We start from the raw sequence: 15,725 nt of genomic DNA, 5'->3' as shown, positions 1-15,725 counted from the left end.
GTCAGTCGTGCGCGTGGAGGGGCTTGCCCGCGAGGGCCAGGTGCGCCTCGCCGAGCGCCTCGTTCTGCGTCGGGTGGGCGTGGATGAGCTGGGCGACCTCGGCCGGCAGCGCCTCCCAGTTGTAGATCAGCTGGGCCTCGCCGACCTGCTCGCCCATGCGGTCGCCGACCATGTGGACGCCGACCACGGCACCGTCCTTCACCTGGACGAGCTTGATCTCGCCCGCGGTGTTGAGGATCTTGCTCCTGCCGTTGCCCGCCAGGTTGTACTTCAGAGCGACGACCTTGTCCGCGCCGTAGATCTCCTTGGCCTTGGCCTCGGTGATGCCGACGGAGGCGACCTCGGGGTGGCAGTACGTCACCCGCGGCACGCCGTCGTAGTCGATCGGGACGGTCTTCAGACCGGCCAGCCGCTCCGCCACCAGGATGCCCTCGGCGAAGCCGACGTGCGCGAGCTGGAGCGTGGGGACCAGGTCGCCGACGGCGGAGATGGTCGGGACGTTGGTGCGCATGTACTCGTCGACCAGGACGTAGCCGCGGTCCATCGCGACGCCCTGCTCCTCGTAGCCCAGGCCCTGGGAGACCGGGCCGCGGCCGACGGCGACGAGCAGGACCTCGGCCTCGAACTCCTTGCCGTCGGCGAGGGTGACCTTGACGCCGTCCTGGGTGTACTCGGCCTTCTGGAAGAAGGTGCCGAGGTTGAACTTGATGCCGCGCTTGCGGAACGCGCGCTCGAGAAGCTTGGAGGAGTTCTCGTCCTCGACCGGGACGAGGTGCTTCAGACCCTCGATGACGGTGACGTCCGCGCCGAAGGACTTCCACGCGGAGGCGAACTCCACGCCGATGACACCGCCGCCCAGGATGATCGCGGACTTCGGCACCCGGTCCAGCACGAGGGCGTGGTCGGAGGAGATGATCCGGTTGCCGTCGATCTCCAGGCCCGGCAGCGACTTCGGCACGGAACCGGTCGCGAGGAGGACGTGACGGCCCTGCACGCGTCGGCCGTTCACGTCGACGGAGGTGGGGGAGGACAGCCGGCCCTCACCCTCGATGTACGTCACCTTGCGGGAGGCGACGAGACCCTGGAGGCCCTTGTACAGACCGGCGATCACGCCGTCCTTGTACTTGTGGACCCCGGCGATGTCGATGCCCTCGAAGGTGGCCTTGACGCCGAACTGCTCGCTCTCGCGGGCCTGGTCGGCGATCTCGCCCGCGTGCAGCAGGGCCTTGGTGGGGATGCAACCCCGGTGCAGGCAGGTGCCGCCGACCTTGTCCTTCTCGATCAGGGCGACGTCCAGGCCCAGCTGCGCTCCGCGCAGGGCCGCGGCGTAACCACCGCTACCACCGCCGAGGATCACTAGGTCGAAAACGGTGCTGGCGTCGTTCGCCACGTCACGTCCTCCATGCATGTGCGCCACGCCGGTCGTCGGTGACCGGTCGGCGGCTGGTGTCCGGCCGCTCTTGCTTCGGCCCTGTGGTGGGGGCCCTGTCCTGCCGAGCCCCATCTTTGCACTTGTGGGAGGAGGACGAGACGCGGGGCCGGGGTGTGAGACGTCCCACGTTCGCACGGGCGCCCCGCAGCGGCGCGGGACTGTCCCGATATGCGACGCCGTCGCGCGGGTGCTGCCGGCACCCCCGCGACGACGTCGCCCTGCGGCGGAACGGACCGGGCTGTCGGGCGAAGGTCAGCCCAGGTCGCCCGCGGCGGTCAGCTCCGCGAGCCGCACCAGGGTGCGCACCGCGGTACCCGTACCGCCCTTCGGCGTGTACCCGAAGGGGCCGCCCTCGTTGTAGGCGGGGCCGGCGATGTCCAGGTGGGCCCAGGTGATGCCCTCGCCCACGAACTCCTTCAGGAAGAGCCCGGCGACCAGCCCGCCGCCCATCCGCTCACCCATGTTCGCGATGTCGGCCGTGGCGGAGTCCATCCCCTTGCGCAGGTGCTGCGGCAGCGGCATCGGCCACGCCGGCTCGCCCACCTCCTCGGCCGCCTCGTGCACGGCGGAGCGGAACGCGTCGTCGTTCGCCATGATCCCGAACGTCCGGTTGCCGAGCGCGAGCATCATCGCCCCGGTGAGGGTCGCGACGTCCACGATGGCGTCCGGCTTCTCCTGCGACGCCGCCCACAGCGCGTCGGCGAGCACCAGCCGGCCCTCGGCGTCGGTGTTGAGCACCTCGACCGTCTTGCCGCTGTACATCCGCAGCACGTCACCCGGGCGGGTGGCGGAGCCGGACGGCATGTTCTCGGCCAGCGCCAGCCAGCCGGTGACGTTGACGTCCAGGCCGAGCCGGGCGACGGCGACGACGGCCGCGAAGACGGCCGCCGCACCGCTCATGTCGCACTTCATCGTCTCGTTGTGGCCGGCCGGCTTCAGCGAGATGCCGCCCGAGTCGTAGGTGATGCCCTTGCCGACGAAGGCGAGGTGCTTCTTCGCCCGGGAGGAGGTGTACGACAGCTTCACCAGGCGCGGGGCCGCCGCGGAACCGGCGCCGACGCCGAGGATGCCGCCGTAGCCGCCCTTGGTGAGGGCCTTCTCGTCCAGGACCTGGACCTTGATGCCGTGCTCCTTGGCCGCGGCCTGCGCGATCGCGGCGAAGGCCTGGGGGTCCAGGTCGTTCGGCGGCATGTTGATCAGGTCGCGGGCACGGTTGAGCTCCTCGGAGACCGCGGCGGCGCGGGCGAGGGCGGCCTTGTGGGCGGCGTCGCGCGGCTTGCCGCCGAGCAGGGCGGCCTCGGCGAGCGGCGCCTTGCCGTTCCTGGCCTTGGCGTCCTTGCCGTTTTCCTTGTAGGTGTCGAAGGAGTAGGCGCCCAGCGCCACGCCCTCGGCGACCGCGCCGACGTCGGCGGCGTCCGTCAGGGGCAGGGCGAAGGCGGCCTTCCTGGACCCGGCGAGCGCGCGGGCGGCCACGCCGGCGGCGCGGCGCAGGGCCTCGGCGTCGTAGGAGGCGTCCTTCTCGGGCTCCCCGCCCAGACCCACCGCCAGCACGAGCGGTGCCTTGAAGCCGGCCGGTGCGGGCAGCTTCGTCACCTCGCCCTCGGCGCCGGTGGCCCCGAGGGTCTCCAGGATGCCGGCGAGCCGGCCGTCGTAGGCCTTGTCCACGGCCTCGGCGCCCGCGGCGACGACGGGGCCCTTCGCGCCCTTGACGACACCGATCACGATCGCGTCGGCCCGCAGGCCGGGCGCCGCGGCGGTGCTGAGAGTGAGAGCAGTCACGGTGGTGAAATCTCGCTTCCGATGTGGAGTTGCTTGGCCGAATGTGTGGGTCGACCGGGCCCGACAGCCGACCCTGTCTTCTGGCTGGGGGTGCGGTCGCTACCGGGGTCGGCCCTATCGGCGCGGCGAACCGGTACGGCGAAACCCCGGGACGAGCGTACGCGTGCGTGAGCGGTCGCTCATGCACGCGGGTGTTCACCTCGCGGTGGCGTCGTCGCCACGCCTCGATCCTCGCACCTGTGGCGGGGTGCGACAGCGGCCGGGTCACGGTGGGGCGACGAGGTGTCAGGCGCCCAGGCAGAGCAGGACGAGCGTCGTCGTCGCCGCCGTCTCGGCGAGCCCGCCGAACACGTCTCCGGTGACGCCGCCGAAGCGGCGGACGCAGTGCCGCAGGAGGAGTTCGGCGGCGGCGAGGGCGAGGACGAGCGCGCCGGCCGAGCGGACCGCGTCGGCCGTTCCGAGCAGCAGCCCCGCGCCCGCCGCGAGGAGCACGCAGACGGCCGTCACCGCGAGGGCGCCGCGCACCGGGACCACCCCGGCGACCGCCGCCCCGAGCCCTTCCGGCCGGGCGGCCGGCACTCCGGTGCGGGCGGCCAGGGTGAGCGCAAGCCGGGCCGCGAGGGCCGAGAGGACGGCGGCGAGCGCGCCCCGCGACCAGGAGGCGCCGTACGCCTGCGCCAGCGCGGCGACCTGGGCGAGCAGCACGAGGACCAGCGTGAGCACGCCGAACGGCCCGATGTCCGACTGCTTCATGATCCGCAGCGCGTCCTCGGCGGGCTTGCCGCTGCCCAGCCCGTCCGCGGTGTCGGCCAGCCCGTCGAGATGCAGACCACGGGTGAGGACGGCGGGCACGGCGGCGGAGGCGACGGCGGCGAGCAGCGGCCCCGCGCCGAGGAACAGCGCCAGCAGGCCGAGTCCGGCCGCGCAGCCGCCGACGACCAGCCCGGCCGCCGGGGCGCTCAGCATGCCCCCGCGCGCGGCCCGTCGGTCCCAGCGGGTCACCCGGACCGGGAGCACGGTGAGGGTGCCGAAGGCGAAGCGGAGGCCGTCCAGGGGGGAGGGCGGGGTCGTGGACACCGGCGCAGGTTACCCGGCGGTCGGACGGGCGCCCCCGACAGGCCAGGGCGAAAATGCGCTTATGGGACATTGGTTGCAGCGGAACATCGTCGAGCCGGGCAAGCTGCCGCTGCTCCTCGCCCTCGGCGCCTTCGTCCTGACCTTCGTGATCACCCGCGTCATCACACGCATGATCCGGGCGGGGAAGGGCCCGTTCGGCAACGTCAGCGCGGGCGGGGTGCACGTCCACCACGTCGTCCCCGGGGTCGTGCTGACCGTCCTCGGCGGCTTCGGATCGGTGGCGACCTACCGGCACGGTGTCGGCTCGGGGGTGTTCGCGGTCGTCTTCGGCATCGGCGTGGGACTCGTCCTGGACGAGTTCGCCCTGATCCTGCACCTCGACGACGTGTACTGGACCGAGGCCGGCCGCAAGAGCGTCGAGGTCGTCGTCCTCACGGCGGCCCTGGTCGGGCTGGTCCTGGTGGGGTTCTCGCCGTTCGGCGTCGACGACGTGAGCCAGGACGAACGCCAGGACCGGGGGAGCGTCATCTCGACCGTGGCGGTCAACTTCGCGTTCGCCCTGGCCGTGCTCAGCAAGGGCAAGGTGCGGATGGCGATCTTCAGCGTCATCGTGCCGCTGCTCGGCCTCATCGGTTTCGTCCGGCTGGCCCGCCCCGGTTCCCCGTGGGCCCGCCGCTTCTACCGCCGCCGCCCCCGCGCCCGCGCGAAGGCGGCCCTGCGCGCCTACCACCACGACCGACGGTGGGCCGGGCCCCGGCGGATGATCGGGGACTGGCTCGGCGGCAAGACGGACGACGAACTCGCCCGCACCGCCGGCCACCGCTGACCGCGCCTACGCCGACTCCGACGCCGCCTCGCCCCCGTCCCGCGCGCGCTCTTCGTCCCCCGCCTCCGCCGCGTCTCCCGTGTCCTGCGCGTCCTCCTGAGGCCCCCGCTCCTGCGGGGGCTCGGGCCTCTCCGGCAGTTCGGCGGCCAGCGCCGCCGCGGCCTGCACCAGCGGCAGCGCCAGCAGCGCGCCCGCACCCTCGCCCACGGTCACCCCCTGGTCCAGCAGCGGCTCCAGGGCCATCCGGTCCAGCGCCTTGGCCTGCCCCGGCTCACCGCTCTTCTGTCCGGCGAGCCACCAGTCCGGCGCCCGGAACGCGATCCGCTGCCCGACGAGCGCGCACGCGGCCACCACGACACCGTCCAGCAGGACGGGGACCTTGCGCACCGCGCACTGCAACAGGAAGCCCGTGATGGCGGCCAGGTCGGCCCCGCCCACGGTCGCCAGCAACTGCAACTGGTCCCCGAGCACCGGCCGGGCCCGTCGCAGGGCGTCCCGGATCGCCGCGCACTTGCGCATCCACGCCAGGTCGTCGATCGCCTCACCGCCGCGTCCGGTCACCACCGACGCGTCGGTCCCGCACAGCGCCGCCACCAGCACGCCCGCCGCCGTCGTCCCGCCCACGCTGACATCGCCCAGCACGACCAGGTCCGTGCCGGAGTCCGCCTCCTCGTCGGCCACCGCGACGCCCGCGCGGAACGCCGCCTCGGCCTCCTCGAGGGTCAGCGCGTCCTCGACGTCGATACGACCGCTGCCGCGCCGCACCCGATGCCGTACGACGTCCTGCGGGAAGGCGTCCGGCTCGCAGTCCAGCGACATGTCCACGACCCGCAGCGGCACCCCGAGCCGGCGGGCCAGCACGGACGCCGGACGGCCGCCCTCCAGCACCTCCCGTACCAGCTCCGACGCGCTGCCCGCGGGCCGCGCCGACACCTCGAGCCCGGCGACGCCGTGGTCGCCGGCGAAGAGCACCACCCGCGGCCGCACGACCGGCCGCACGGGCACGGACCCCTGCGCCGCCGCCAGCCACTCACCCAGGTCGTCCAGGCGCCCCAGCGACCCGGGCGGCACGATCTGACGTTCCCGGCGCGCCTCCGCGTCGCGGCGCACCCCACCGTCGGGGCGCTCGATCAGATCGGTGAAGTCGTCGAGATTAAGCGAGCTCATTCGCCGAACAGTACCGGCAGCGGTCGAACAGTTCCGCGCGTCCGTCGCGCGCCATGTGGCCACCACACCCCCACGACGTCGTTGCGCCCAAGATCGCGATCCCATACTTTCCGTTTTGTCATGAATTGCCGCGCGCCCTCACGCCCCTCACCCGGAGCCGCGAATGCCCCCCAGGCCCATCCACGAGCCGCGCCGCGACGACTGCCCCTGGTGCGGCTCCAGACGTCTGCGCACCCGGCTGCGCGCCCCGGACCTGCTGCACCACCACAAGCCGGGGACGTTCCTGCTCGACGAGTGCCGGGACTGCGCGCACGCCTTCCAGAACCCGCGCCTGACCGCCGAGGGCCTCGCCCTCTACCGGCGGCACCCCGACGTCGAGCACGGCCACGACCTGACCGCACGCGTCCTCGCCACCGGCACCAGCCGGCGCCGTCTGCGCGCCGCCGCCCGCGCGATGCTGCCCTACCCCGAGCCCGAGAGCTGGCTGGACGTGGGCACCGGCCACGCGCGCTTCCCCGAGGTGGCGAAACGGGTGTTCGCCTACACCTCGTTCGACGGTCTCGACCCCACCGCACGGGTGGAACGGGCACGGCAGGCGGGCCGCGTGGAGGAGGCGCACCGGGGTCACCTCACCCACCCGGAGGTCAGGGCCCGGCTGCGCGGCCGCTACGACGTCGTCAGCATGCTGCACCACCTGGAGCACACCCTCGACCCCCGCGCGGAACTCCGCGCCGCCCTCACCGTCCTGCGCCCCGGCGGTCACCTCCTCCTCGAAGTCCCCGACCCGCACAGCGTGTTCGCCGCGCTCCTCGGCAAGTGGTGGGTCCCGCACGGCCAGCCCCGCCACGTCCACCTGATGCCCCTGGCCAACCTCCGCACCGAACTGGAGACCCAGGGCTGCACCGTCGTCACCGTCGACCGTCGCGCCGCCCACATCCCCTACGACCTGGCGGCGGCCCTCTCCCTGTCGCTCACCCGGACCATTCCCCCCACCCGCGCCCCCCTCCTGCGCGCCACCGCCCCCCTGGTGACCGCGGCCACCGTCCTGGACCACACCCTGGCCCCCCTCCTGAGCCGCACTCGCTTCTCCAACGCGTTCCGCGTCATCGCCCGCAAGGACGGTTGACCCGGAAGCCGCGGGCGGCGCGCACGGCCTGCGCCGTTCCGCGGCCCGCCCGGGGCGCTCCCGACCCCACAGGGGGCGACGCCCCACAGGCCCGGGCACCCCCGGCCCACCGAACTGGACGCCCGCGCGATCGACGCACCTCCGCCACAAGCCCGGCCCGCCGACCGGCCGCCCGGACCGGTGCACCCCCGCCACAACCCCGACCAGCCCCCGGCCCGGCGCGGACCGCCGCAACCTCCCTCCGCCGATGAGCCGCCCAGGTCCCGCCCGCCGCTCCCGACCGGCCCGCCCTGGAGACCCTCACCCCCGCAGCACCACCGCCTGCCCCGCCACGACCAACAGAACCTGCTCGCACTCCGTGCCCACCGCCGCGTTCAACCGCCCCAGCTCGTCCCGGTACCGCCGCCCCGACGCCGTCGCGGGCACGATCCCCGAGCCGACCTCGTTGGACACGAGCACCACCGTCCGCCGAGCCGCACGCACCGCGGCCGCCAGCTCCGCGACCCGCGCCCGCAACTCGCGCTCACCCCCGTCCGCCCACACCGCGTCGTCCCACGCCCCCACGGAGTCCATCGCGTCCGTCAGCCACAACGACAGACAGTCGATCAGCAGCGGTGCCCCGCCCACCCCCAGCAACGGCACCAGATCGCACGTCTCCGCCGTCCGCCACGACCCCGGCCGCCGCTCCCGGTGCGCCGCCACCCGCGCCGCCCACTCGCCGTCCCCGCCCCGGGTGCCGCCCGTCGCCACGTACAGCACGTCCGGGAAGGACTCCAGCCGCCGCTCCGCCTCCACCGACTTCCCCGACCGCGCCCCGCCCAGCACCAACGTCCGCCTGGGCGCGTCCGGCACCTCCTCGTACGCCCCCACCGCCAGCGTCGACCCGTCCGGCACCGCCCGCGCCCCCGCCGCGGCGAGCCGCCGCCGCACCTCCGCGCCCGGCGGCACGTCGTGGTCCAGATGGACGGCGACGACGTCCGTCGTCGGGCCCACCGCGCCCACCGCCCGCAGCCGCGCCAACGCGTCCGGCCGCCCCACGAGATCGGCGAGGACCAGGGCGTAGCGCTCGGCGGGTTCCGCGCCCTCCTCCAGCCCGGCCGGAGCGCCGCCCGGCGGCAGGTACAGCAGCCGCTCACCGTCCGGCCCGGTCACCGCGTACCCGGTGCCCGGCGCGTCCATCGCCACCGCCCGCACCCGATGGCCCGTCGGCAGCGTCAACTCCCGTCCGTCCGGCACCCGTCCGGGGTGCGGCACCCCGGCCGGCACCTCCACGGGGGGTCCGTCGTGCGGATGGGACAGCAGCACCTGCCGCAGCCCGGTCAGCGAACGGCCCGCCCGCGCCGCCGCGAAGGCCGCCCCCGGGGTCAGGTCGAGCAGCAACGCCCCGTCCACGAGCACCGCGGTCGCCGCCCGCGCGTCCTCGCCGAGGGAGGTCGCGCACACCGCGCAGGGACAGTCGGGGCGGGGGAGTCCCGCCGGGGCACCGGTACCGAGCAGAGTCACTTCCACGGACCCGATTTTCACCTGTCCGCCCCACTCTTGCGCGCCCGGCTAGGCTCTGAGCAGGAGCCGGACCAAGATCCGGCTCCTGCTCTGCAGGTGCGAACACGTGGGAGGCGTACATGGCGGCATGGACGTGGCGGTTCGAGAAGGCCGACGGGACGGAGGTCCAGCCCGCGGTGCAGCCCGAGGACTTCCCCACCCAGGGGGACGCCGAGTCCTGGATCGGGGAGCACTGGAAGGCCCTGCTCGAAGGCGGCGCGGACCAGGTGCGGCTGTTCGAGGAGGCCACCGAGATCTATGGCCCGATGAGCCTGGACGCCGCGGACGCGTAGGGGGTGTTTCGAAGGTCCTGTGCGGTGTCCGCGGTGTCCGGTGCGTGCTCTCGGCGTGCCGGACGGAAGCGCTCGTACCGGGTGTACTCGGGCTTTCGGCCGGTGCGGCGAGAGGGCGTGCCGGGCGCCGTGGGTGCTGTGCGGGACTTTCGAAACACCCCCTGGCCCCACCGGGCGGGGGCGGCCGTCCGTGCGCCGTCCCCCCGCCTACTGCTCGCCCAGCGTCACGTCGACGGTCCGCTCGGTGCCGTCGCGGGTGAACGTCACCGTCGTCCGCTCCCCGGGCCGGTCCTCGGCCAGGGCCTCCGCCAGCGAGGTGATGGTGGTGATTTCGGTGTCGCCCAGCCTCGTGATGACGTCCCCGGCCTCCAGGCCGGCCCGGTCGGCCGCGCCCCCGGCCGTCACCTGCACGACGGCGACCCCGGCGGGCCGGAACCCGGCGTCGACGAAGGTCCGCCCGGTGATGCCGAGCGCCGCCCGGCCGGAGTCCGTGACCCTGCCGTCCCTGACGATCTGGTCGGCGATCGTCCGCACCGTCGACGCGGGGATCGCGAACCCGATGCCCGGGGCCGCCGAGCCCTCCCCGAGTCCGGGATCGGTCGCGGCGAGCGTCGGGATGCCGACGACCCGCCCGTCGAGGTCGACCAGCGCGCCGCCGCTGTTGCCCGGATTGATGGCCGCGGACGTCTGCACCATGTTGGCGAGCGTCGCGCCCGTCCCGCCGTCGGCACGGCCCTCGCTGACGGTCCGTCCGGTCGCCGAGACGATGCCCTGCGTCACGCTCGACGACAGCCCCAGCGGCGAACCCATGGCCAGCACGATCTGCCCGACCTCCACCTTCGCGGAGTCCGCGAGGGCCGCGGCCTTCAGCCCGTCCGGCACCTGGTCCAGTCGGACGACGGCGAGGTCCTGCTCCGGATAGGAGTACACGAGGGTCGCGGTCAGCGCGGCCTCGCTGTTGGCGGTCGTCACCCGGAAGGTCCGCCCACCGCCGACGACGTGCGCGTTGGTGACGATGTGCCCCCTGCCGTCGTAGACGACCCCCGAGCCGAGACCGTCCTCGGTCTGGATCTGCACGACCGACGGCAGGACGTCCCTGATCACCCGCTGGTAGGCGTTCTCCAGATCGTCCGCCTGCGCGACCGCCTCGGGCTGCGCGGCCTGCCGGGTCACCGCCCGGTTCCCGCCGGAGGAAGGGGAGGCGGAACACCCGACGGCCGGTCCGAGCAGACACACGCCCACGGCCACCAGGGCGACCGCCCGACGACGGGCACGCGCACGGGAAGCATCCATGCCCCGAGTCTCACCGCGCCCCCGGCCTCCGGCGTGCGCTGCTCACCCGAACGAGAAGGCGCCCCGGCACGAGCAGCCCCGGGAGGACGACGGGGAACGCGACGGGAGAGCCCGCCGCAGCGGCCAGCCGTCGTCCACGACACACCGGGCCGGACGGAGCCTGCCGGTCGGCGTCAGCGGGGCATTACGGTGGGACACGAGGGCCTCCTGCGGTCGGGCGTAGATGTCGCAATCCACACCGAACCCAGAAGGCCCTCACCTGTTCAAGCACCCAGTCCGCGTGTCACCGACGTGCCGGGACAGCACACCTAGCCCCGCACCCCGCACAGATGGAGCAGCGCCGCCACGCCGCGGTACGGGTCCGTCCGGCCCGCCCGCTCCTCCGCGGCCAGCAGCGTCTCCACGTCGTCGGGGGCCTGCGTCGCGTCCGCCGCCGTGTCCGTGAACACCCGCACCCCGTACCAGGTGTGCAGGGGCGCACCGATGCCGGCGAGGGTCGCCGTCAGCGTCTCCAGCCGGTCCGCGCGCACGTCCAGCCCCAGCCTGTTCCGGTACGACACCGTGTCGAACGCGGACAGCGCCCCCGCCCAGTCCCCGGACAGCCCCGGCCGCAGCGCCAGCGCGTCCGCGTTGCGCACGAGCAGCGACAGCAGCCCGCCCGGAGCGAGCACACGCGCGAGACCGGCGAGGAGCGGGTCCGGTTCCTCGACGTACATCAGCACGCCGTGGCACAGCACCACGTCGAAGCTGCCGGGCAGGAAGTGCACACCGGTGTCCCGGCCGTCGCCCTCGATGATCCGCATCCGCTCCCGGATGCCCTCCGGCTGCCCCGACAGCGCCTCCCGGGCCGCGGCGATCATCGTCGCGTCCCGCTCCAGCCCGGTCACCTGGTGACCGAGCCGGGCCAGCCGCAGCGCCTGCGTGCCCTGGCCCATCCCGACGTCCAGCACCCGCAGCCGCTGCCCGACCGGGTACCGCCCGGCTATCTGCTCGTCGAGCTGCCGGGCCACCAGCTCCTGCCGTACGACGTCACGCAGCCCGCCCAGCTTGTCCAGCCAGGCCCGTGCCGCACCCCCGGAGAACGACGCAGTGCTCAGGGCCGCGCTCCGCGCTTGACCTGCGGCTTGGGCAGCCGGAGCCGACGCATCTGGAGGGAGCGCATGAGCGCGTACGCCACCGCGCCCCGGCGGTTCTGCTCGGGGAAGCGCTCGGCCAGCCGCTTCTTCAGCCGGAACGCGGAGAGAACCGAGTCCAGCACGATGAGGACGATGACGAAGAGCCACAGCAGCAGCGCGGCGTTCTGCAGCGCGGGCACCCGGACCATGCTCAGCACGAGGATGATCACGGCCATCGGCAGGAAGAACTCCGCCACGTTGAACCGCGAGTCGACGAAGTCGCGCGCGAACTTGCGCACCGGTCCCTTGTCACGGGCCGGCAGGTACCGCTCGTCGCCCCCGGCCAGGGCCTGGCGCTGACGCTCCAGCTGGGCACGGCGCTCGTCGCGCTGACGCTTGGTGGCCTCCTTGCGCGTCATCTGCGTGTTGGCCACGCTGCGCCGCTGGGACTGGGCCTCACTGCGCTTGGGCGTGGGCCTGCCCTTGGGGGCCTGCGGGTCTCGGGGCTGCTTGGAGTCGGTCAGCGGCGCCTTGTCGGCGACCGATGCCTTCTCTTCCTTGGCACGGCTACGGAACACAAAACCCAAGGGTAAGCGCTCCCCGGGCATGGACCCCAGCCCCGCGGGGAACGATCCGGCAACACCAGACGTCTGAAGTGAGGACAGACCCGGGACAGACCGGGGAAGAGGGGACACGCGGCGACCTCCCGGTCACCCTGAAGGTCACCTACTCCTCACGCCGGAGCAAGCCCTTGGTCAGTCGTCCTTGGGGAGGAGTCCATCCGCCCCCGAACAGTGCGTCAATGGATGCAGGGCCCGTACTGTGGGTTCTGTCGCAGAGCTGAGCCGGAGTCCGTCAGAAGGGGGCGCGCGAAGCCCATGAGCGGTGTCATGAAGCGTATGGGGATGATCTTCCGCGCGAAGGCGAACAAGGCCCTTGACCGGGCCGAGGACCCGCGCGAGACCCTCGATTACTCGTACCAGAAGCAGCTGGAGCTGCTCCAGAAGGTCCGCCGCGGCGTCGCGGACGTGGCCACCTCCCGCAAGCGGCTGGAACTGCAGCTCAACCAGTTGCAGTCGCAGTCCTCCAAGCTGGAGGACCAGGGCCGCAAGGCGCTCGCCCTCGGCCGCGAGGACCTCGCCCGCGAGGCGCTCTCCCGCCGCGCCGCCCTCCAGCAGCAGGTCACCGACCTCGAGACGCAGCACGCGACGCTCCAGGGCGAGGAGGAGAAACTCACCCTCGCGGCCCAGCGCCTCCAGGCCAAGGTGGACGCCTTCCGTACGAAGAAGGAGACCATCAAGGCCACCTACACCGCCGCCCAGGCCCAGACCCGTATCGGCGAGGCCTTCTCCGGCATCTCCGAGGAGATGGGCGACGTCGGCCTGGCCATCCAGCGCGCCGAGGACAAGACGGCGCAGCTCCAGGCCCGCGCCGGCGCGCTCGACGAACTGCTCGCCTCCGGCGCCCTGGACGACCCGACCGGCATGGCCAAGGACGACCTCCAGGCCGAGCTGGACCGGCTCTCCGGTGGTACGGATGTAGAGCTGGAGCTGCAGCGCATGAAGGCCGAGCTCGCCGGGGGCAGCTCCTCCGGACAGCAGGCCATCGAGGGTGGCACGAGTCAGCCGCAGAACCAGCAGCAGCCGCAGGACACCCCGCGCTTCGACAAGCAGTAGGGCCCACGCCGAGGAGGGCGACATGATCGTGCGGATCATGGGGGAGGGGCAGGTGGAGCTGGACGACTCCCACTTCACCCGACTGAGCAAGCTGGACGACGACCTGCTGGCCGAGATGGAGAGCGGCGACGCCGACGGCTTCCGCCGGACGCTCACCGCCCTCCTCGACGCCGTCCGCCGTCTGGGCACCCCCCTGCCCGACGACAGCCTGGAGCCCTCCGAACTGATCCTGCCGTCCCCGGAGGCGACGCTGGAAGAGGTCCGGAAGATGCTCGGCGACGACGGGCTGATCCCCGGCTGACCTCGGCGGCCGGGCCCCGGCCGGGGACGGCTCCCGCGGGCGTGGTGAGGAGACCGGGTCCGATCCGGGCCAGCGGCGGGGCCGCGGGCGGCAGCCCCGGCGACGGCAGGAAAGCGACGGTAACCGCACAGTGACCCCCCTGGCCCGGGCCAAGCGCCGGCTGACCGCCCACCCCCTCGCCCTGGACGCCGTCCTCGCCGCCGGGGTGCTCCTGTGCATGCTCGCCGGCTCCTTCGTCGACCCGCACGGCGAGCGCGGCGTCAGCTGGATCCTGCGCACCCCGGACCCGCTGAGCCTGCTGCTGATCACCCTCGGCGCCGCCGCCCTCGTCTTCCGCCGCCACGCCCCCATCCGGGTCCTGGCGCTCACCGGCACCGTCGCCCTGGTCGAGTGCGTCACCGGCGACCCCCGCGCCCCGGTCGCGATGGGCGCCGTGGTCGCCCTCTACACCGTCGCCGCCACCACCGACCGCCCCACGACCCTGCGCGCCGGCCTGCTCACCATGACGGTCCTCACCGCGGCCGCGATGCTCGCCGGTCCGCTGCCCTGGTACGCCCAGGAGAACCTCGCGATCTTCGCCTGGACCGGGATCGGCGCCACCGCCGGCGACGCCGTGCGCAGCCGCCGGGCCGTCGTCCAGGCCATCCGCGAGCGCGCCGAGCGCGCGGAACGCACCCGCGAGGAGGAGGCCCGCCGCCGGGTCGCGGAGGAACGCCTGCGCATCGCCCGCGACCTGCACGACGTGGTCGCCCACCACATCGCGCTGGTCAACGTCCAGGCCGGAGTCGCCGCCCACGTCATGGACAAGCGGCCCGACCAGGCCAAGGAGGCACTGGCACACGTGCGCCAGGCCAGCCGCTCCGCGCTCAACGAACTGCGGGCCACCGTCGGTCTGCTGCGCCAGTCCGACGACCCGGAGGCCCCGACCGAGCCGGCTCCCGGCCTGGGACGTCTCGACGAGCTCGCCGACACCTTCCGCAACGCCGGACTGCACGTCGAGGTCGCCCGCGCCGACCACGGCACGGAACTCCCCGCCGCCGTCGACCTCGCCGCCTACCGGGTCATCCAGGAGGCGCTGACCAATGTGCAGAAGCACGCGGGGCCGGATGCCAAGGCCGAGGTGAGCGTCGTCCGCGTGGGACCGCACATCGAGGTCACGGTCCTCGACAGCGGCTCGAGCGGGGACACCGGACCGCGCGACGGCGGCGGCCACGGCCTGCTCGGCATGCGCGAACGCGTCACGGCCCTGCGCGGCACCCTCACCACCGGTCCCCGCTACGGGGGCGGTTTCCGCGTCCATGCGATCCTGCCCCTCGAGAACCGCACCACCGCACGGGGGGAGAGTGCATGACCATCCGCGTCCTGCTCGCCGACGACCAGGCACTGCTGCGCAGCGCGTTCCGGGTGCTGGTCGACTCCGAGCCCGACATGGAGGTGGTCGGCGAGGCGGCGGACGGCGCCGAGGCGGTGCGGCTGGCGCGGGACGAGCGCGCCGACGTCGTCCTGATGGACATCCGCATGCCCGGGACCGACGGTCTCGCCGCGACCCGGCTGATCAGCGCCGACGCGGCCCTCGCCCACGTCCGGGTGGTCATCCTGACGACGTTCGAGGTCGACGACTACGTCGTGCAGTCGCTGCGCGCGGGCGCGTCCGGGTTCCTCGGCAAGGGCAGTGAGCCGGAGGAGCTGCTGAACGCCATCCGGGTCGCCGCCGGCGGCGAGGCCCTGCTCTCCCCGGCCGCCACCAAGGGACTGATCGCCCGGTTCCTGGCCCAGGGCGGCGGGGACGACGACCAGGACCCGGCGCGCGCCGAACGGCTGGAGGCCCTCACCGTGCGCGAGCGCGAGGTCCTGGTCCAGGTCGCCGGCGGCCACTCCAACGACGAGATCGCCGAGCGGCTGGAGGTGAGCCCGCTGACGGTGAAGACGCACGTCAACCGGGCCATGGCGAAACTGGGCGCCCGCGACCGGGCCCAGCTCGTGGTCGTCGCGTACGAGTCGGGGCTGGTCCGTCCGAGGGTGGACTGATCTCCATCCCGCCGTACTGCGACCGGAGTATGCGCGGGATAAGGAACCCGACCTGGGGCCCACGGACCGG

15 protein-coding genes are annotated in these 15,725 nt (G+C 73.7%); 7 read left to right on the top strand and 8 right to left on the bottom strand.

Annotated elements, in window-relative coordinates:
• Position 1: 1 nt before the first annotated feature.
• The 3 genes from lpdA to ACZ4YY_RS02205 form a co-directional block, all read right to left on the bottom strand.
• Positions 2-1,390 (bottom strand): dihydrolipoyl dehydrogenase, encoded by a 1,389-nt coding sequence (gene lpdA / locus ACZ4YY_RS02215; protein WP_468282659.1) that lies wholly within the window; start codon positions 1,388-1,390, stop codon positions 2-4.
• A 294-nt stretch (positions 1,391-1,684) separates the two neighbouring features.
• The gene (locus ACZ4YY_RS02210; protein WP_468282657.1) at positions 1,685-3,211 is read right to left on the bottom strand and encodes a leucyl aminopeptidase; all 1,527 of its coding nucleotides are present in this window, start codon (positions 3,209-3,211) and stop codon (positions 1,685-1,687) included.
• Positions 3,212-3,496: 285 nt separating this feature from the next.
• Positions 3,497-4,288, bottom strand: a complete 792-nt coding sequence (locus ACZ4YY_RS02205) for an adenosylcobinamide-GDP ribazoletransferase (protein WP_468282654.1) — start codon at positions 4,286-4,288, stop codon at positions 3,497-3,499.
• A 61-nt stretch (positions 4,289-4,349) separates the two neighbouring features.
• Here ACZ4YY_RS02205 and ACZ4YY_RS02200 point away from each other — a divergent pair, with 61 nt between their 5' ends.
• Entirely contained in the window at positions 4,350-5,114 is a 765-nt protein-coding gene (locus tag ACZ4YY_RS02200; protein ID WP_468282651.1) for a hypothetical protein, read from the top strand.
• A 6-nt stretch (positions 5,115-5,120) separates the two neighbouring features.
• Here ACZ4YY_RS02200 and cobT read toward each other — a convergent pair whose 3' ends face one another.
• Positions 5,121-6,281 carry a nicotinate-nucleotide--dimethylbenzimidazole phosphoribosyltransferase gene (gene cobT, locus ACZ4YY_RS02195; protein WP_468282648.1) on the bottom strand — a complete coding sequence of 387 codons (1,161 nt, stop codon included), beginning with the start codon at positions 6,279-6,281 and terminating at the stop codon, positions 5,121-5,123.
• Between the two features lie 163 nt (positions 6,282-6,444).
• On the opposite strand from cobT, the gene ACZ4YY_RS02190 reads away from it, so the two are divergent.
• Positions 6,445-7,407, top strand: coding sequence for a class I SAM-dependent methyltransferase (locus ACZ4YY_RS02190; protein WP_468282645.1), 963 nt, complete (start codon positions 6,445-6,447; stop codon positions 7,405-7,407).
• Between the two features lie 300 nt (positions 7,408-7,707).
• Here the strand turns inward: ACZ4YY_RS02190 and ACZ4YY_RS02185 are convergent, their stop codons facing one another.
• Positions 7,708-8,916 carry a bifunctional adenosylcobinamide kinase/adenosylcobinamide-phosphate guanylyltransferase gene (locus tag ACZ4YY_RS02185; RefSeq protein ID WP_468282642.1) on the bottom strand — a complete coding sequence of 403 codons (1,209 nt, stop codon included), beginning with the start codon at positions 8,914-8,916 and terminating at the stop codon, positions 7,708-7,710.
• 113 nt (positions 8,917-9,029) lie between these two features.
• Here ACZ4YY_RS02185 and ACZ4YY_RS02180 point away from each other — a divergent pair, with 113 nt between their 5' ends.
• Positions 9,030-9,242, top strand: a complete 213-nt coding sequence (locus tag ACZ4YY_RS02180) for a hypothetical protein (protein ID WP_468282639.1) — start codon at positions 9,030-9,032, stop codon at positions 9,240-9,242.
• A gap of 207 nt (positions 9,243-9,449) precedes the next feature.
• On the opposite strand, the gene ACZ4YY_RS02175 is transcribed toward ACZ4YY_RS02180, so the two are convergent.
• The 3 genes from ACZ4YY_RS02175 to ACZ4YY_RS02165 all read right to left on the bottom strand — a co-directional run bounded on the left by ACZ4YY_RS02175 (position 9,450) and on the right by ACZ4YY_RS02165 (position 12,258).
• Positions 9,450-10,535, bottom strand: a complete 1,086-nt coding sequence (locus tag ACZ4YY_RS02175) for a S1C family serine protease (RefSeq protein WP_468282636.1) — start codon at positions 10,533-10,535, stop codon at positions 9,450-9,452.
• Between the two features lie 308 nt (positions 10,536-10,843).
• Positions 10,844-11,545, bottom strand: coding sequence for a methyltransferase domain-containing protein (locus ACZ4YY_RS02170; protein ID WP_468282633.1), 702 nt, complete (start codon positions 11,543-11,545; stop codon positions 10,844-10,846).
• 83 nt (positions 11,546-11,628) lie between these two features.
• On the bottom strand, positions 11,629-12,258 hold the full coding sequence (locus ACZ4YY_RS02165; RefSeq protein WP_468282630.1) for a DUF3043 domain-containing protein: 630 nt from the start codon (positions 12,256-12,258) through the stop codon (positions 11,629-11,631).
• A gap of 297 nt (positions 12,259-12,555) precedes the next feature.
• Between ACZ4YY_RS02165 and ACZ4YY_RS02160 the strand changes: the two genes are divergently transcribed.
• The 4 genes from ACZ4YY_RS02160 to ACZ4YY_RS02145 all read left to right on the top strand — a co-directional run bounded on the left by ACZ4YY_RS02160 (position 12,556) and on the right by ACZ4YY_RS02145 (position 15,655).
• On the top strand, positions 12,556-13,326 hold the full coding sequence (locus ACZ4YY_RS02160; protein WP_468283217.1) for a PspA/IM30 family protein: 771 nt from the start codon (positions 12,556-12,558) through the stop codon (positions 13,324-13,326).
• Between the two features lie 22 nt (positions 13,327-13,348).
• Positions 13,349-13,627, top strand: coding sequence for a PspA-associated protein PspAA (gene pspAA / locus ACZ4YY_RS02155; protein ID WP_468282627.1), 279 nt, complete (start codon positions 13,349-13,351; stop codon positions 13,625-13,627).
• 130 nt (positions 13,628-13,757) lie between these two features.
• Entirely contained in the window at positions 13,758-14,978 is a 1,221-nt protein-coding gene (locus ACZ4YY_RS02150; RefSeq protein WP_468282624.1) for a sensor histidine kinase, read from the top strand.
• Positions 14,975-15,655, top strand: a complete 681-nt coding sequence (locus ACZ4YY_RS02145) for a response regulator (protein WP_468282621.1) — start codon at positions 14,975-14,977, stop codon at positions 15,653-15,655. The genes ACZ4YY_RS02150 and ACZ4YY_RS02145 overlap by 4 nt, the downstream gene beginning before the upstream one ends.
• Positions 15,656-15,725 lie beyond the last annotated feature (70 nt).

This window comes from Streptomyces sp. NPDC030143 (genome assembly GCF_055573695.1).
The sequence above is the reverse complement of the archived record's forward strand: the minus strand, read 5'-3'. Positions and strand labels throughout refer to the sequence as shown.

Coding starts and splice junctions, on each gene's coding strand:
- ACZ4YY_RS02200 (WP_468282651.1), top strand. CDS start 4,350: ATGGGACATTGGTTGCAGCGGAACATCGTCGAGCCGGGCAAGCTGCCG.
- cobT (WP_468282648.1), bottom strand. CDS start 6,281: ATGAGCTCGCTTAATCTCGACGACTTCACCGATCTGATCGAGCGCCCC.
- ACZ4YY_RS02190 (WP_468282645.1), top strand. CDS start 6,445: ATGCCCCCCAGGCCCATCCACGAGCCGCGCCGCGACGACTGCCCCTGG.
- ACZ4YY_RS02180 (WP_468282639.1), top strand. CDS start 9,030: ATGGCGGCATGGACGTGGCGGTTCGAGAAGGCCGACGGGACGGAGGTC.
- ACZ4YY_RS02175 (WP_468282636.1), bottom strand. CDS start 10,535: ATGGATGCTTCCCGTGCGCGTGCCCGTCGTCGGGCGGTCGCCCTGGTG.
- ACZ4YY_RS02165 (WP_468282630.1), bottom strand. CDS start 12,258: ATGCCCGGGGAGCGCTTACCCTTGGGTTTTGTGTTCCGTAGCCGTGCC.
- ACZ4YY_RS02160 (WP_468283217.1), top strand. CDS start 12,556: ATGATCTTCCGCGCGAAGGCGAACAAGGCCCTTGACCGGGCCGAGGAC.
- pspAA (WP_468282627.1), top strand. CDS start 13,349: ATGATCGTGCGGATCATGGGGGAGGGGCAGGTGGAGCTGGACGACTCC.
- ACZ4YY_RS02145 (WP_468282621.1), top strand. CDS start 14,975: ATGACCATCCGCGTCCTGCTCGCCGACGACCAGGCACTGCTGCGCAGC.